Annotated in this window: 16 protein-coding genes; 4 read left to right on the forward strand and 12 right to left on the reverse strand. The window is 61.1% G+C overall.

The genetic code is table 11. The features are described from left to right. From amn to QTL95_RS24885, 3 genes are all read right to left on the reverse strand, one after another. Complete coding sequence (gene amn / locus QTL95_RS24875) at positions 1 to 1,500, reverse strand: AMP nucleosidase (protein WP_289722584.1); 1,500 nt, start codon at positions 1,498 to 1,500, stop codon at positions 1 to 3. A gap of 104 nt (positions 1,501 to 1,604) precedes the next feature. Further along, complete coding sequence (locus QTL95_RS24880) at positions 1,605 to 1,781, reverse strand: hypothetical protein (protein ID WP_197069510.1); 177 nt, start codon at positions 1,779 to 1,781, stop codon at positions 1,605 to 1,607. A gap of 151 nt (positions 1,782 to 1,932) precedes the next feature. Further along, complete coding sequence (locus QTL95_RS24885; RefSeq protein WP_289722585.1) at positions 1,933 to 2,271, reverse strand: DUF2147 domain-containing protein; 339 nt, start codon at positions 2,269 to 2,271, stop codon at positions 1,933 to 1,935. A 441-nt stretch (positions 2,272 to 2,712) separates the two neighbouring features. Here QTL95_RS24885 and QTL95_RS24890 point away from each other — a divergent pair, with 441 nt between their 5' ends. After that, positions 2,713 to 2,979: a sel1 repeat family protein gene (locus QTL95_RS24890; protein ID WP_289722586.1), complete on the forward strand. Its 267-nt coding sequence runs from the start codon at positions 2,713 to 2,715 to the stop codon at positions 2,977 to 2,979. A gap of 129 nt (positions 2,980 to 3,108) precedes the next feature. On the opposite strand, the gene QTL95_RS24895 is transcribed toward QTL95_RS24890, so the two are convergent. The 3 genes from QTL95_RS24895 to QTL95_RS24905 all read right to left on the reverse strand — a co-directional run bounded on the left by QTL95_RS24895 (position 3,109) and on the right by QTL95_RS24905 (position 5,286). Further along, positions 3,109 to 4,221, reverse strand: coding sequence for a pyridoxal phosphate-dependent aminotransferase (locus QTL95_RS24895; protein WP_289722587.1), 1,113 nt, complete (start codon positions 4,219 to 4,221; stop codon positions 3,109 to 3,111). An 89-nt stretch (positions 4,222 to 4,310) separates the two neighbouring features. Further along, on the reverse strand, positions 4,311 to 4,706 hold the full coding sequence (locus QTL95_RS24900; protein ID WP_289722588.1) for a PilZ domain-containing protein: 396 nt from the start codon (positions 4,704 to 4,706) through the stop codon (positions 4,311 to 4,313). 181 nt (positions 4,707 to 4,887) lie between these two features. Further along, positions 4,888 to 5,286 carry a DUF2177 family protein gene (locus QTL95_RS24905; protein ID WP_289722589.1) on the reverse strand — a complete coding sequence of 133 codons (399 nt, stop codon included), beginning with the start codon at positions 5,284 to 5,286 and terminating at the stop codon, positions 4,888 to 4,890. A 171-nt stretch (positions 5,287 to 5,457) separates the two neighbouring features. On the opposite strand from QTL95_RS24905, the gene QTL95_RS24910 reads away from it, so the two are divergent. Further along, complete coding sequence (locus tag QTL95_RS24910) at positions 5,458 to 5,904, forward strand: host attachment family protein (RefSeq protein WP_289722590.1); 447 nt, start codon at positions 5,458 to 5,460, stop codon at positions 5,902 to 5,904. A 36-nt stretch (positions 5,905 to 5,940) separates the two neighbouring features. On the opposite strand, the gene QTL95_RS24915 is transcribed toward QTL95_RS24910, so the two are convergent. Beyond that, on the reverse strand, positions 5,941 to 6,267 hold the full coding sequence (locus QTL95_RS24915) for a hypothetical protein (protein WP_289723163.1): 327 nt from the start codon (positions 6,265 to 6,267) through the stop codon (positions 5,941 to 5,943). A 353-nt stretch (positions 6,268 to 6,620) separates the two neighbouring features. Here QTL95_RS24915 and QTL95_RS24920 point away from each other — a divergent pair, with 353 nt between their 5' ends. Continuing rightward, entirely contained in the window at positions 6,621 to 7,055 is a 435-nt protein-coding gene (locus QTL95_RS24920) for a glyoxalase superfamily protein (RefSeq protein WP_289722591.1), read from the forward strand. A 36-nt stretch (positions 7,056 to 7,091) separates the two neighbouring features. Here the strand turns inward: QTL95_RS24920 and iolB are convergent, their stop codons facing one another. From iolB to QTL95_RS24945, 5 genes are all read right to left on the reverse strand, one after another. Further along, positions 7,092 to 7,889, reverse strand: coding sequence for a 5-deoxy-glucuronate isomerase (iolB, locus tag QTL95_RS24925; RefSeq protein ID WP_289722592.1), 798 nt, complete (start codon positions 7,887 to 7,889; stop codon positions 7,092 to 7,094). Between the two features lie 147 nt (positions 7,890 to 8,036). Continuing rightward, positions 8,037 to 8,957, reverse strand: coding sequence for a myo-inosose-2 dehydratase (gene iolE / locus QTL95_RS24930; RefSeq protein WP_289722593.1), 921 nt, complete (start codon positions 8,955 to 8,957; stop codon positions 8,037 to 8,039). 188 nt (positions 8,958 to 9,145) lie between these two features. Further along, a complete protein-coding gene (iolD, locus tag QTL95_RS24935; protein WP_289722594.1) occupies positions 9,146 to 10,996 on the reverse strand; it encodes a 3D-(3,5/4)-trihydroxycyclohexane-1,2-dione acylhydrolase (decyclizing) in 1,851 nt (616 codons plus the stop codon). A gap of 198 nt (positions 10,997 to 11,194) precedes the next feature. Beyond that, the gene (locus QTL95_RS24940) at positions 11,195 to 13,129 is read right to left on the reverse strand and encodes a bifunctional 5-dehydro-2-deoxygluconokinase/5-dehydro-2-deoxyphosphogluconate aldolase (protein WP_289722595.1); all 1,935 of its coding nucleotides are present in this window, start codon (positions 13,127 to 13,129) and stop codon (positions 11,195 to 11,197) included. 92 nt (positions 13,130 to 13,221) lie between these two features. Further along, positions 13,222 to 14,097 carry a MurR/RpiR family transcriptional regulator gene (locus QTL95_RS24945; RefSeq protein WP_289722596.1) on the reverse strand — a complete coding sequence of 292 codons (876 nt, stop codon included), beginning with the start codon at positions 14,095 to 14,097 and terminating at the stop codon, positions 13,222 to 13,224. A gap of 192 nt (positions 14,098 to 14,289) precedes the next feature. On the opposite strand from QTL95_RS24945, the gene QTL95_RS24950 reads away from it, so the two are divergent. Continuing rightward, positions 14,290 to 15,405 carry a Gfo/Idh/MocA family protein gene (locus QTL95_RS24950; protein WP_289722597.1) on the forward strand — a complete coding sequence of 372 codons (1,116 nt, stop codon included), beginning with the start codon at positions 14,290 to 14,292 and terminating at the stop codon, positions 15,403 to 15,405.

Below are 15,405 nucleotides of genomic sequence, written 5' to 3' on the forward strand. Positions count from 1 at the left end.
TTACTGAAACGCCGTTTCGAAGAAGCTTCTGAGCTTGCGGGAATGCAAAGTCTCGGGCGGCATCGCCGCGAGCTTCTGGATCGCGCGGATGCCGATCTGGAGGTGCTGGTTGACCTGCGTGCGGTAGAACGCGGTCGCCATGCCCGGCAGCTTCAGTTCGCCATGCAGCGGCTTGTCGGAGACGCAGAGCAGGGTGCCGTAAGGCACGCGGAAGCGGAAGCCGTTGGCGGCGATGGTCGCCGATTCCATGTCGAGCGCGATAGCGCGCGCCTGTGATAGTCGCTTGACCGGCCCGCGCTGGTCACGGAGCTCCCAGTTGCGGTTGTCGATCGTTCCGACCGTGCCAGTGCGCATGATCCGTTTCAGTTCGAAGCCCTCGTAGCCGGTGATTTCGGCCACCGCACCCTCGAGCGCGACCTGCACTTCGGCAAGCGCCGGGATCGGAACCCAGACCGGCAGGTCGTCGTCAAGCACATGATCCTCGCGCATATAGGCGTGCGCCAGAACATAATCGCCGAGCCTTTGGCTGTTGCGCAGTCCAGCGCAGTGGCCGAGCATCAGCCAGGCATGCGGGCGCAGGACGGCGACGTGGTCGGTGATCGTCTTGGCGTTGGAAGGGCCGACGCCGATGTTGATCATGGTGATCCCGGCATGCCCCTTTTTCTTCAGGTGATAGGCCGGCATCTGCGGCAGCCGCGCCAGCGTCACGTCCGTCTCCGGCTGGCTGGAGCCGGCATGAGTAATGATGTTGCCCGGCTCGACGAAGGAGGTGTAGCCGTCGCCGCCATCCGCCATCAGCTTGCGCGCCCAGGCGCAGAACTCGTCGATGTAGAACTGGTAGTTCGTAAACAGCACGAAGTTCTGGAAGTGCTGCGCGCCGGTCGCCGTGTAGTGGGCGAGGCGGGCCAGCGAATAATCCGTGCGCTGCGCCGTGAAGGCGGCGAGCGGCGAGGGTTCGCCGGGCGGCGGGATGTATTCGCCATTGGCGATCTCGTCGTCGGTCGTGTTGAGATCCGGCGTGTCGAAAAGGTCGCGCATCGGAATGTCTACGAAGGCGGAAGCCGATGCTTCGACATGCGCCCCTTCGCCGAACGCGAAGTGCAGCGGGATCGGCGTGGTCGATTCCGAGACAACGACCGGCACGTTGTGGTTCTTCATCAAGAGGCCGAGCTGCTGCTTGAGATAGTGCCTGAACAGCCGCGGCCGCGTCACGCCGGTCGTGTAGATGCCGGGCGCGGTTACATGCCCGTAGGAGAGGCGGGTGTCGATATGTCCGAAGCTGGTGGTTTCGATCGAAACCTGCGGATAGTAGGCGCGGTAACGCGAGGTGATCGGCGCGCCTTTCGCAAGCTCTGCGAAGTTATCGATCAGGAAGGACGTATTGCGCTCGTACAACTCCGTGAGCAGATCGACGGCGACTGCGGGGTCGTCGATTGTCCGCGGCACGAAGGGAGTTGGAGATGAAACGTCCAGAGGTGCGGAAGAGATTCGTTTGCTCATGAGACATTATAGAGTGATGTTTTTTACAAGCAAACGACGTCTGAATTAGCGGTCGCAGATTTTTGGATGGCCCCGGTCCCTGCATGAGACCAAGGCCGTCATCGTCAGTTGCGTGCGACGCAGGCCGGCCCGCTGCCGTCAAGGCAGGTGTAGTTGGCGCCGAAGTGCGACTGGGCACCGCCGCCGGCATTGCGGCTGACCGCCGCCGAGAATGTCACAGCGAAAATCGCCGCGAATAGCGTGATGATGGTGAAACGTCTTGCCAGTATCATCATTTCCATGGCCTTGCCCCGATATCGCCTTAGCGTTGGGACGTTTTTGCCATGTTCCGGCTGAACCGATGCTGAGATCGCGGTTCATCAGGCGTTCAGAAATGCGACTGCTTTCTCGGGATGCATGAAACGGCCGGCCGGCCGGACGTTTCAAGGCTGGTCAGAGCCGGGTCCAGGTCTGCGACTTGCAGAGTATCTTGAGCACACAGCCCTGCATCTTCAGCGAACCGCCCGAAACGGTTCCCGACCCGCTATAGGTTTTGTCGTTGGAGGGATCGGTAATCTCGCCGGAATAACTCCCGTCCTTGCCAGCCAGTGACCCGATTTTCCTGCCCGCATATTTGCCCGTCTTCAGCGTGATGCAGTAGCCGCCGCCGCACGAGGCGATTACGGCCGTGTCGCCGGAAGCGGTTTTCCAGTTGCCGACGATCGGCTCCTCGGCGCTCGCAACCGTTGCCGAAAGCGCAATCGCGCCTGCGAGAATGAGACTGCGGATCATTCTGTTTCTCCCCCTGATATCCTCGGCGCGCAAAATAACTGACGCGAACGTAAAGGTAAATATCGTTTCCTGCCCGTCAGCCGGGTCTTTTGTCCTGTCTAAAACAGCGGAATTTCAGGCTTTTTTATTTTCGCTGCTTTTATCGTGGTGAACAAAGGGTTGATTTTCAAATCTGAATTTTCAGTAAACATCACCTGAAAATCCTTAATTGATAGGGGATGCGATGTTTAACAAAAAACCAAGTTTACCAAGCGTTTGCACTTTGTTTGTCTCAAATTAATCATGCATTTTAGGCGTTTTTTGAAGGCGCTGGGGCATAGTGGGGTCATCAAACGAGCGGGGCAAACCCGCCGAACCGAAGGGACCAGAAGCCGCGTTAGACGGCAAGGCCCGGAAGGTAAAACAGGGTAAGTCGACAACAGGCTAAACAGGGATAAACCGATGGCACGCTTTGAAATGCACAATGCTGAAATGGCCACCATGGGTGGCGAAAACAACGCCGATGTCTTCTGCGAAATGGGCTTGATGTATGCGACGGGCCGCGGCTGCGCCGTGGATCTGATCGCCGCCCACAAGTGGCTTAACATCGCCGCGATCAAGGGCAACGATCGCGCCGCCGAACTGCGCGCCGATGTCGCCGCCGGAATGGACAAGATGCAGATCGTCGAGGCGTTGCGCGCCGCCCGCGAGTGGATGACGGTTCATTAAGAATGCGTCGATCGAAACAAGAACAACAACCTCTGAAGAGGGGGCTGGCCGGCGCCATGATGCGCCGCGCCGGATCAAACAGAACCGCGACCGGCAGACACAAGGCCGGCGCGGTTCATCGCGTTATGCTTAGCCGAGCGATTTCAGCACTTCGGGCAATGCCGCTTCCAACAGCGCCATGTCGTTCTCCGGGCCGACGCTGACGCGGATGCAGCGGTTGAGTGGCGCCACGCCCGGCATACGGATGAACACGCCGGGTTGCATCAGTCCGTCGACGATAGCGCGCGCATAGGTGCCGTCACGACCGGCGTCGACTGCTACGAAGTTCGTCGCCGAAGCCAGCGGCTTGAGATTGTTCGCCACCGCGATGCCGGAGATCCGTTCGCGCGCCGCGTGAATCTTGCCGACCACCTCGGCGAGATAAGCCTGGTCCTTGAGCGCGGCGATCGCCGCGGCTGTCGCCAGCCTGTTCATGCCGAAGTGGTTGCGGATCTTGTCGAACGCGGATGCCGTGCCTGGCGTGGAGATGGCATAACCGACGCGGGCGCCTGCAAGTCCATAGGCCTTCGAGAAGGTCCGGGTGCGGATCACGTTCGGCAGGTCGATGAGCGTGTGAATGCCGGGCAGGGAGCCTGCCGGACCCGTTTCGCTATAGGCCTCGTCGAGGATGAGAAGCGTCGTTTCCGGGAGGGCGCGGGCGAATTCGACGATGCTCTCCGCATCCCACCAGCTTCCCATCGGATTGTCGGGGTTGGCGAAATAGACCAGCGGCGCGTTCTCGCGCTTGACTGCGTCGAGCAGTCCGCCGAGATCTTCGCGATCGTCCTTGTAGGGCACGGTCACGAGACGACCGCCGAAGCCGTTGACGTGGAAATTGAACGTCGGATAGCCGCCGAGCGAGGTAACCACAGGCCCGCCGGGGTCGATCACCAGCCGGACGATTTGCCCGAGCAGTTCATCGATGCCGCCGCCGATTGCGATATTGGCGGGCGCCACGCCTAGATGCGCGGAGAGCACTTCCTTCAGTTCGTAATTTTCGGGGTCGGCATATTTCCAGATTCCAGTCGCATGCTCCCGCATGGCAGCAATCACGGAAGGGGCGGGGCCGAAGCCGTTCTCGTTGGCGCCGATGCGCGCCTTGACGGCGAGACCGCGCTGTCGCTCGATGGCTTCAGGACCGACAAACGGAACGGTGGAGGGAAGGGCGCTGGCAAGGGGCGTGAAGCGCGAGAAGGCGGACATTTCTGAGGTATTTCCTGGACGATTGAAATCGCGCCAACAATAGGCACGCAAGTCACCATGGCAAGGAAGATTATTTCAACAGGTCGCCGCTACATGCGTGCCGAACGGCTCGCTTCCAGCGCTTCGATATTGCCGGCCATGAAATCGGCGCGAACGACGCGGCGCAGCACTTCCGGCTCCAGCGTGTTGATGAAGCGAACGTTGATCCGCTCGTTGTTGCGGTAGACTTCCGCGCAGCCGATCCGGTGAGCAAGGCCGAGGATGTTGAGGTAATAGTGCTTGGGCAGACCCGCCGCCGAGGAAACGATGAAGCTTGCGCCGCCGCGCGAGATGTCGATGATCTCGGCGCTGCGGATCGAAATGCCGGTAAGGCAGGGCCTGACGGCAACAATCCGGGCGGGGCGCCGCACGTTGAACTGTTCCCAGCGCGCCTCGTAGACTTCGGATTTCACGGTCGCAAGGTGCGTGGCTCGAAGCATCGACATCCCACTTCTCTCCCTAAACCAGCGCGTTTGCGTTCCTGTTCGACTGGAGCGTCACACGAATGCTTTTCGTCTTCGTCAAGGAAGAGAATGCAATTTTAACGAAGTCAATTTTTTTTACGCCGCACAGGTTGCATTGGCCGCAAATCGCGTCGTTGGGTGAAATGCCATATTGGCGAAGCGTTTAGCCGATCACGCGCGTGGCCAGGAACCCGCAGGAGGCCGCGAAAGCGGTGAGAAACGCCCCCCAGGCCATATCGACGACGGTAACCATGATCGGCCAGTTCTTCAGGGTCGCAAGGTTGGTGATGTCGTAGGTACCATAGGCGGCAAGCCCGAGAATCACGGCATTGACGATGACTGTCGTAAGAGATCCGGCGGCGAGCCCCGGCAGCACGGCCAGAAAGACGATGGCTGCCGCGAAGAACACGTAGAATAGCGCAGCGACGGCGAGGTTTGGCGACGGCAGCATCAGTTCGCCCAGTTGGTCGCGGTAGAATGTTCTCGCGACAAGCCCAAGCCAGACTGCATCCAGCGCGAGAAAGGCGATCAGCGTGGCTACATATGCTATGGTGGTCTTCATGCCTGTCTGCTCCTGTTGTCCGTTAATTGCTACGCTTGCGGGACATAGTTGGATCGTTCGGACCCTGAAATAAGGAGATTCCGCTCGAACTCTTTCGGAGCCCGCACGTTCTGTTTTCGTTGAACTTTCCGCGCGCCTCGGCGCCCGGAACAAAAAAACGAGGAGATTGAAATGGCTGACATCAGGGTCCCTTGGAAATCATGGGTGGTCGTCTGTGATGGCGCAAAGGCTTTGATCATGCAAAACGCCGGCGACGCGCAGCTGATGAACTTGAAGGTTGAAGAGACGCTGTCGCAGCCGAGCGAGGTCGATCGCGACATCGGAACCGATAAACCCGGCAGGACCTACTCGGCCGATGGCACAAGCGGCAGCGCGGTGGCCGAAACCGATTGGCACGACCAGGCGGAAGCGCAGTTTCTCAAGGAGGTTGCCACGAAGCTGGATGAGATCGTCCACGAGAAGAACGGCAGCCATATCATTCTCGTCGCGCCGCCTCGGGCGCTCGGAACACTGAGGACATGCCTCAGCGCGGATGCGCAAGCCGCCATTTCGGCTGAAGTTCCAAAGGATTACACGAATCTGCCGGTCGATCAGATCGAAAAGCGGCTTGCCGCGTGACGAAGAGGGCGCGGGCTCCGTCCGCGCCTTCTCCTTTCACACCTCGAAATTCAGTCGCAGCACATGGTGCAGGAATTCGGCATTGATCAGCATGTTGAAGCTGATCGTCACCAGTTCCGCCTCCCGCTTGACGACGGTCGCGCCGAGTTCATCGTGGATGCCTAGTATTTCGAGGAAGAAATGGTTCGGCACTTCGACGCTTGGATTGACTTCGAGCACGGCGCCGGCAAGCGTGATGGTGCGGATCAGGCATTTGACCTGCGTGCCAGTGCTCAGATGGTGGCCAACGAAGATGATCTTGCCCGGACGGTCGAGCGAAAATTCCTGGTAGGTCGGTTCCGCATTTTCGCTATCGAGGTGCATCTGAAAGGCCATGTCAGCCTCCGCTGGTTATATGTGTTGAGACTAACTCAAGAATGCTGACAACTCTTGAAGAAGACGTTTAAAACCTGAAGCTTATGCGTGTCTGAAGTGAAAATCGGCTGATTTATGAGCAAAAGCGGGGCTCATTGCCTGTTGTTTCGGCAAGCTTGACGGCGGAGCGGTCATCAGGCATACCACGACGAGGTTCAGGAACGCCTGCCGCTCGCGGACGACAGTCCATGGTGAAGTTCCGGATATGGAATGGTCACACGCCAATTGGTGCATGCTGACTGCAGGCAATGCGAGCTCCCTGGTTGCGGTCGTAATGGCATGCCTTCCGAAAGGCTCAATCCGTGACTGCTTACCCGTCAATCGATGAACTGAAATCCCAGGCGAAACGCTTGCGTCAGGCAATGACCGAACGCGGTACCGCCATCGCTCATGGCGCCGCCCTCGAACTCGTGGCCTCGCAATATGGTGTGCGCGACTGGAATACGCTCGCCGCGCTGGCCTCGAAAACCAACATGCCGCCCCTGGCCGGCATCACGGTCGGTGCCCGTATTCGCGGCCGTTATCTCAACCAGCCGTTCAGCGGCCAGGTTCTGGCCTTGGCCGCGTTGCCGGGAGGAGATCACAAGATCACCATCCACTTCGATGAGCCGGTGGATGTCGTCACGTTCGAGAGCTTCTCGGCCTTTCGCCAGCGCATCAATGCGCAGATCGACGAGAACGGCAGATCGCCGCGCAAAACGTCGGACGGCATTCCGCATCTGGTTCTGGATCTCTGAAATGGGCGGGCCGCGTCTCGCGACGCGGCCGCTCTCTCACGGCTTCAACAGCCATTCATGCTCCGGGGCGTTGTAGAACTTCCAGATCCGCTTCGGGCCAGCCATCACGTTCAGATAGTAGAGATCATAGCCGTGCGTGGCTGCGCAGGGGTGATACCCCTTAGGCACCAAAGTCACGTCGCCGTCCTCCAAGACCATCGCCTCGTCGAGCGACCGGTCGTCGGTATAGACGCGCTGGAAGCCAAAGCCCTGCGGCGGGTTCAGGCGATGATAGTAGGTCTCCTCGAGGAAGCTCTCGTTCGGCAGATTGTCCTGGTCGTGCTTGTGCGGCGGGTAGGAGGAGGTATGCCCGCCTGGCGTGATCACCTCGACGACAAGCAGCGAATAGGCCGACGCATCGTCCTCGGGCATGACGTTGTTGACATAGCGGACATTCGTGCCCTTGCCGCGCGTCAGCGGCGGATGCGTGCCCGGCGGAATCGCCTTCGCCTCATAGGCGCCGCCCCCCGGCGCCGAGCAGACCGCGAGCTCCAGATCGGTCTCGGCCGTCACGGACCAAGCCGATTCCATCGGGATATAGAGCGCATGCGGCGCCCCATCGAACGGGCTCATGCGCTCGCCGAGCGTGCCGAAATCCCGCGTCCCGGCGCTGGCCTTGCCCTTGCCGCTCACCCAGACGAGGCAGACTTCGCGCTCGCCTGTTTCGCCGGACACGGTCTCGCCGGCCTTCAGTCGGTGCAGATCGAAGCCGACATAGGTCCAGCCGGCGCTCTCGGGCGTGACATGGGTGACGCGGCCGTGCGTGCCTGTTGGTTTGACTTTGAGGTTTGGCATATGTGTCTCCTCGAAATTCTCTTAGTCAGTGGGTGCGGCCCCTCATCCGGCTGCCACCAGTCTCTTCTCCCCCACGGAGAGAAGGTGCCCGAAGGGTCGGACGAGGGGGCCACTTGCTCCAAGTTTCAGCGTTTCAACCTGAGGCCCTCAAGCCCCCTTCGGAAACCCTTCCGTCTCCACCGTATACCCGGCAGCCGTCATCACCCGCATCAGTTCGGCGTGACCGATCTCCGCCATCTTCTGCGGCGGCGCCTTGCGCGGATCCTGCTCGGCTTCGACCACGAACCAGCCTTCATAGCCGTAATCGGCAAAACGCTTGACGATCGCGCCGAAATCGAGCGAGCCGTCGCCGGGCACGGTAAAGGCACCGAGCGCCACAGCGTCGAGGAAGGACTGGCGGCTGCGATCAAGCCCGTCGACGATGCCCTGGCGGATATCCTTGACGTGGACGTGGTTAATGCGGGCGTGATGGTTACCGATCGCGCGCAACACGTCGCCGCCGGCAAAGGCGAGGTGACCGGCGTCGAGCAGCAGCGGAATGCCTTCTCCCGAGTTGCGCATGAAGGCGTCGAGCTCCGGTTCGGTCTCGACCACGGCGGCCATGTGATGGTGGTAGGAGAGCGGCATGCCCTGTTCCGCGCACCATTCGCCGAATTGCGTCACCTTGCGGGCATAGGCCTTCATCTCGTCGTCGGAGAGTTTCGGCTTGGTGGAAAGCGGCTTGGAGCGATCGCCTTGGATCGAGCGGCCGACTTCGCCATAGACGATGCAGGGCGCGTTGACGGCCTTGAAGAGCTCGATCATCGGCGCGATGCGATCCTTGTTGGCCGCAAGATCTTCATCGACCAGCGTGCCGGAGAACCATCCGCCGCAAAGCGTCACGTCGGCCGCCTTCAGGATAGGCAGCATCTCCCGCGGATTATTGGGGAACCGACGTCCCTGTTCCATGCCGGTAAAGCCGGCGCCGCGGGACTGCCGTAGGCATTCCTTGAGCGAGACGTCGTCGCTGAGTTCCGGAAGATCGTCGTTCCACCACGCGATGGGCGACATGCCGAGTTTGGCTTTCATTGTTGTTTCTCCTCGTCATTCTCTAAAGTCAGCGAGCGCGGCCCTCTCATCCGGCTGCCGCCACCTTCTCCCCGGTGGGGAGAAGAGACTCGTGGCGGGCCGCCCGCTGCATCTTCCCTTCTCCCCAACGGGGAGAAGGTGCCCAAAGGGCGGATGAGGGGGCTCCAGGCTCCAACGTCTAACTAATCTCACCCAATCCGCTGCGCCGCACGCGCCTTCACATAGCCCGCATGCGCCTTGTTCACCTGCTCGCGCGGGCTGACTTCCGGCACCGCCACATCCCACCAGTGCCCGCCGGCTTCCGTGGTAATCAGCGGATCGGTATCGATCACGAACACCGAGGTCCGGTCGTTCTTCTTCGAATCGGCAATCGCCTTCTCTAGCTCGGCGATCGAGGCAACCTTGACCGCGATCGCACCCATGCTCTCGGCATGCGCCCGGAAATCGATCTCGGGCATCACCTCATGATAGGCGTCTTTCAACAGATTGTTGAAGTTGGCGCCGCCGGTCGCCATCTGCAGCCGGTTGATGCATCCATAACCGCGATTGTCGAGCAGCACGATATTGAGCTTCAGCCCGAGCATCACTGATGTCGCGAGCTCCGAGTTGAGCATCATGTAGGAACCGTCTCCAACCAGCACGAAGACCTCCTTATCCGGATGCGCCATCTTGGCGCCGAGGCCGCCGGCGATCTCGTAGCCCATGCAGGAGAAACCGTATTCCATGTGGTAGCTACCCGGCGTCGTCGCCGGCCAGAGCTTGTGCATCTCGCCCGGCAGACCGCCGGCGGCGCAAAGCCCGATCGCTTTTTCCAGATCGATCGAGCGCGTCACGGCCCCGATCACTTGCGCGTCGGAGGGGAGCGCGGCATTCGTGGACGCCATCGCCTCGGCGGCGGCTTCCATCCAGATCTTCTTTTCTTTCTCGGCCTTCTCGGCCTGTGCAGCCGGCGCCTTCCAGTCGCCAAGGCCCGCCGAGATCGCCTTCAGCCCCTCGCGCGCGTCGGCGACGACGGGGTGTCCGTCATGCTTGACGGCGTCGTAAGCGGCGATATTGACGCCGAGAATCGACAGCTTCTCGTTCTTGAAGAGAGCCCAGGAACCGGTGGTGAAGTCCTGGCAGCGCGTGCCGACGGCAATCAGGAGATCGGTGTCTTCGGCCAGCGCATTAGCCGCCGACGTGCCGGTGACCCCGACGGAACCAAGCGCCAGCGGGTGCCGCTCGTCGATCGCCGACTTGCCGGCCTGGGTGACGAGGACAGGAATGCCGTGCGCATCGGCGAACTCGGTGAGTTCCTTCGTCGCCCGTGAGTAAAGAACACCGCCCCCTGCAATGATGACAGGCTTCTCGGCCCTCTTGATGAGCGCGATGGCATTGGCCAGTTCGTCGGCATCGGGGCGAGGGCGGCGCGTCGTCCAGACCTTCTCTTCGAAGAAGCTTTCGGGATAATCGAACGCTTCGGCCTGCACATCCTGGCAAAGCGACAGCGTGACGGGACCGCAATCCAGCGGATCCGTCAGCACCTGCATGGCGCGCTTCAGCGCGGAGATGATCTGTTCCGGCCGCGTGATACGGTCGAAATAACGGGATACCGCGCGGAAGGCGTCGTTGGCCGAAACCGTGCCGTCACCGAAATCCTCGATCTGCTGCAGCACCGGATCCGGGGCGCGGTTGGCGAAGACGTCGCCGGGCAGGAAGAGCACGGGAATGCGGTTGACATGCGCCACGCCCGCCGCCGTCACCATGTTGAGCGCGCCGGGGCCGATCGATGTCGTGCAGGCCATGAAGCGCTGGCGGAAGCTCGCCTTGGCATAGGCGATTGCGGCATGCGCCATGCCCTGTTCGTTATGCGCACGGTAGGTCGGCAATTCCCCGCGCACCTGATAGAGCGCTTCGCCGATACCGGCGACGTTGCCATGGCCGAAAATCGCCCAGACGCCACCGAAGATCGGCACGGTCTTGCCGTCGACAACGGTCATCTGCTTCTTCAGAAAGTGGGTGACGGCCTGCGCCATCGTCAATCGTACAGTCTTGCCCATCGGGTCCTCCCGAACCTTCACTCTATCTATTTTCCCCTCCCCAACCCCTCCCCACAAGGGGGAGGGGCTAACTTGCCGTGCTCTCCGCCTTTCACCACAACCATTCATCCGCAGAGATGTCGATTGCGAAGAGAGGCGGTGCCTCAAGTCAAAGCCCCGCCCCCTTGTGGGGAGGGGTGGGGGAGGGGTCTTAATTCCTTAGTTCAGACCGCGCGTCTTCAACCACGCCTCGGTCAGCTCCCGGAAGCGTCCGGCCATATCCGATATCGCTTCCTCGTCATTGATCTTGCCCGACAGCCAACCTCGGGCGGCCTCGGCAAAAATCGTGCGCCCTACGGCAAAGCCCTTGACCGAAGGGGCGGCCAACGTTGCCTCGAAGCCCTTCAGCAACTCGTCCGCCGGCGCCTCGAGCCCGAGCAGCACGATACCGCGGCACCATGGATCGTTCTTCGCGATGACGGCGTCGATCTTCTTCCACGCCGCGCTTGACGCCTGCGGCTCCAGCTTCCACCAGTCCGGCTTGATGCCGAGCGCGTAAAGTTCCTCCATCGCCGTCGAGATCGTATCGTCGGTGAGCGGGCCGTTCTTGCTGGCGATGATCTCGACCAGCAACTCGCGACCGACCTTGCGCGCCGCCTCGAACAGCGCCCGCAGCTTCTCCTGTTGTTCCGTCTTCAGCTCGGCCGGATCATCAGGATGATAGAAGCACAGGCACTTGATGCAATGGTCGAGCGGCCATTCTGTGAGCTGCGAGCCGATATCCTGGCTGAATTCGAAACGGAGCGGCTTCGAGCCCGGCAGTTCGACCGGCCGGCCGATCCAGGAGAAATTCTTGGTCGCTGCGTCGAAGAAGGCGTCGCGGCCGAATCGCTCGTCGATCAGCATGCCGTAGCCGCTGCGGCCATCTGCAACACGCGCGGCGGCCTCGACCGCCAGCCGCTTGAAGGCGACGATCCGCTTGTAGTCGACGCCGAGTTCGTCGCAGACGCTGGTCAGCTGCGAGCGGTGATCGATGGCGAGCGCCATCAGCAGCGGAATATCGCCCTTGCGGTTCGAGGCCCAGTGGATGTGGTTGATCGCCTCGTCCTTGCGCAGCGCCCGATGCTTGCTGCCGTTCTTCAGGAAGAAATCGAGCTCCGCCCAGGTCGGATATTCCGGCGAGCAGAGCAGGCGCGAAACCGCGAATGCGCCGCAGGCATTCGCCCATGTCGCGCAGGTCTTCAGCGGCTCATCCTTCAGCCAGCCGCGCAGGAAGCCGGACATGAAGGCATCGCCGGCGCCGAGAACATTGAATACCTCGATCGGAAAACCCTCGCCGACGATGCCGGCTTCCAGATCGTCCGAAATCGGCCCGTCATAAACGATGCAGCCCATGGCGCCGCGCTTGAGCACGATCGTCGCCGATGAAAGGCGACGGATTTCCTTCAGCGCGCCGAGCACGTCGTCGGCGCCCGATGCGATCAGGATCTCCTCTTCCGTGCCGATGATCAGGTCGCAATCCGGCAGCGTCTCCTTCATCTTCGAGGACACGCGGTCGGACTTCACATAGCGCTCGAACCCTTCGGCGTGGCCTGCGAGGCCCCACAGATTCGGCCGATAATCGATGTCGAAGATCACCTTGCGGCCATTGGCCTTGGCGATGCGGATCGCCTTGCGCTGCGCCGCTTCGGTATTGTCTCGCGAGAAATGCGTTCCCGACACCAGCACCGCGCGCGACGACTTTATATAGGCCTCTTCGATATCGCCTTCGTCGAGCGCCATGTCGGCGCAGTCCGAGCGATAGAAGATCATCGGCGAGACGCCTTCGGCCTCGACCGCCAGAAGCACCAGCGCCGTCAGGCGCTCCTTGTCGGTCACGATGCCGTCGGTCGTCACTCCTTCGCGTGCGGACTGCTCGCGGATGAATCGTCCCATCTGCTCGTCGCCGACGCGTGTGATCAGGCCCGACTTCAGGCCGAGGCGCGCCGTGCCGATCGCGATATTGGCTGGGCAACCACCCACGGATTTGGCGAATGAGGCGATGTTCTCGAGTTTGGAGCCGATCTGCTGGCCATAGAGATCGACCGACGAGCGGCCGATTGTGATCACATCAAGCGTCGGCCCCGGATTTGCGCCCGGATCTGATTGCACCATGATGTCCTCCCATTGGATCTTGGCTTCGGCTGTTCCGCCGATGATATCGATCAATGAAACAATGGTTCCGCCATCATGTCAATTCGGAATGTTTATTCCATTTTCCTTTTTGTCGATTTTGCGGGAGAGCGCTTCCGCCGCCGCTCCGCGATCGCCACCGGCAGCGCCATCGCGAGGGCCATGGAGGCCGAGAGCGAACGGAAACCGGCGAAGTCAGCCTCCGCAACCTCGAACCAGCAGGTGGCGCGAGCGGCGAGAGGCGAGAAGGCCGAGTCGGTGATCGCGATCACAGGCACGCCGCGATCGGCCAGATGCTCGGCTTGGGTCAGGCTTTCCGCCGCATAGGGCGAAAAACTCGCCGCGATCGCCGCATCCGCGGGCGTGGCGAACTGCACCATCTCGGGATCGACCCCGTTGGGCGACGCCACGATCTGATGACGGATATTCAGCTTCGAGAAGGCGTAGCTCATATGGGCGCTGAGCGGATAGGAGCGCCGCTTGGCGATCAGATAGATCGTCTCTGCGCCGGCAAGGATATCGATTGCCTTGCTGAAGGTCTCGCTCTGTACCGTGGTTGCCAGCCGGTTCACGGATTGGCTGGCGGCGGAAAGAAAGCCGGAAAGCAGATTGGCATCCTCGTCGTCGCCGCTTGCCGCATCGAGTGTCACCAGCCTTTCTTCATAGGTGAGCGTCCGGTCCCGCAGGCGCTCGCGAAAAATGCTCTGCAGATCGGAGAAACCCTGATAGCCGAGATGATGCGCGAGCCGGACAAGGGTCGATGGCTGCACCTGCGACGCCGCCGCGATGCTCGCCGTCGTGCCGAAGGCAACCTCGTCGGGATTGGCGAGCGCAAAGGCGGCGACCTGCGCCAGCCGTTTCGGCATGCTTGCCTTGCGCTCGATGATGGCGCTTCGCAGGCTCTCGAAGTCACGGGGAACGCGGGAATGCGCCTTGTCGTCAGAATCCATGTCTGCTTTCCGCAAAGTGAAACAAATATTCCATTTCGCGACCATAAGTGATTTCGGATCGCGGACCTAATTCTTTTTGTGACAGCGAACTGCCCGCGATATCAGTGGCTACGCATACTTGTTGCCCTCATTGGCGCCCTTGCCAAAACGGTCCAGATATTCCAAAAAATGAGCGGGAGATGGAGGAGTTCAATGAAGCCACTGGGAGTAGGCCTCATCGGCACGGGCTACATGGGCAAATGCCATGCGCTCGCCTGGAACGCGGTAAAAGCCGTCTTTGGAGACGTTGCCCGTCCGCGCCTCGTGCATCTTGCAGAGGTCGACACGCAACTGGCAGCCGCGCGCGCCGCCGAATTCGGCTTCGATAAGGCGACCGGCGACTGGCGCACATTGATAGGCGATCCCGATGTCGACGTCGTCTCCGTGACGACGCCAAACCAGTTTCATCCCGAAATGGCCATCGCGGCGCTTCAGGCCGGCAAGCACGTCTGGTGCGAAAAGCCGATGGCGCCCGCCTATGCGGACGCCGAGCGCATGCTGGCCGCGGCCCGGTCGTCCGGATGCGTCGCTGCCCTGGGTTACAATTATATTCAGAACCCCGTTATGCAACATATCAGGACGCTGCTCGACGAGGGCGCCATCGGTGCGGTCAATCACATCCGCGTCGAGATGGACGAGGATTTCATGGCCGATCCGGAAGCTTTCTTCTATTGGAAGAGCGAGCGGGCGTCCGGTTATGGCGCGCTCGATGATTTCGCCGTGCACCCGCTGTCGCTTCTCTGGTATCTTTTCGGCCATGCCGAGACAGTCATTGCCGATATGACCAAGCCCTATGCCGACCGGCCGTTGCCGCAGGGTGTACGACGCACCGTCGAGAATCACGATGCAGCCAGTGTTCTGATGCGCCTCCAAGGCGGCATCTCCGCTGTTCTGATGGCAAACCGCGCCGCCTGGGGGCGCAAGGGGCGGATCGCATTGCAGATCTTCGGCTCGAAGGGCTCGATTCTCTACGACCAGGAGCGGATGAACGAATTCGATCTCTACCAGACTGATGGCCGCGCCACCGAGCAGGGCTTCCGCAAGGTGCTGGCTGCGCCGGCGCACCAGCCCTATGACCGTTTCACCCCCGCGCCGGGCCATGGCCTCGGCTTCAACGATTTGAAGATCATCGAATGCCGCGAGCTCATGCGTGCGATTTCAGGCGAGCCTGCGTCGATCGTGACATTCGAAGACGGTCTCAGGATAGAGAAGTCTGTTCACGCCATGGCAGAGTCGTTCCACGAGCGCCGCTGGATCGAGATCGGATAG

This window comes from Rhizobium sp. S152 (genome assembly GCF_030380735.1).
Lineage (GTDB): Bacteria > Pseudomonadota > Alphaproteobacteria > Rhizobiales > Rhizobiaceae > Rhizobium.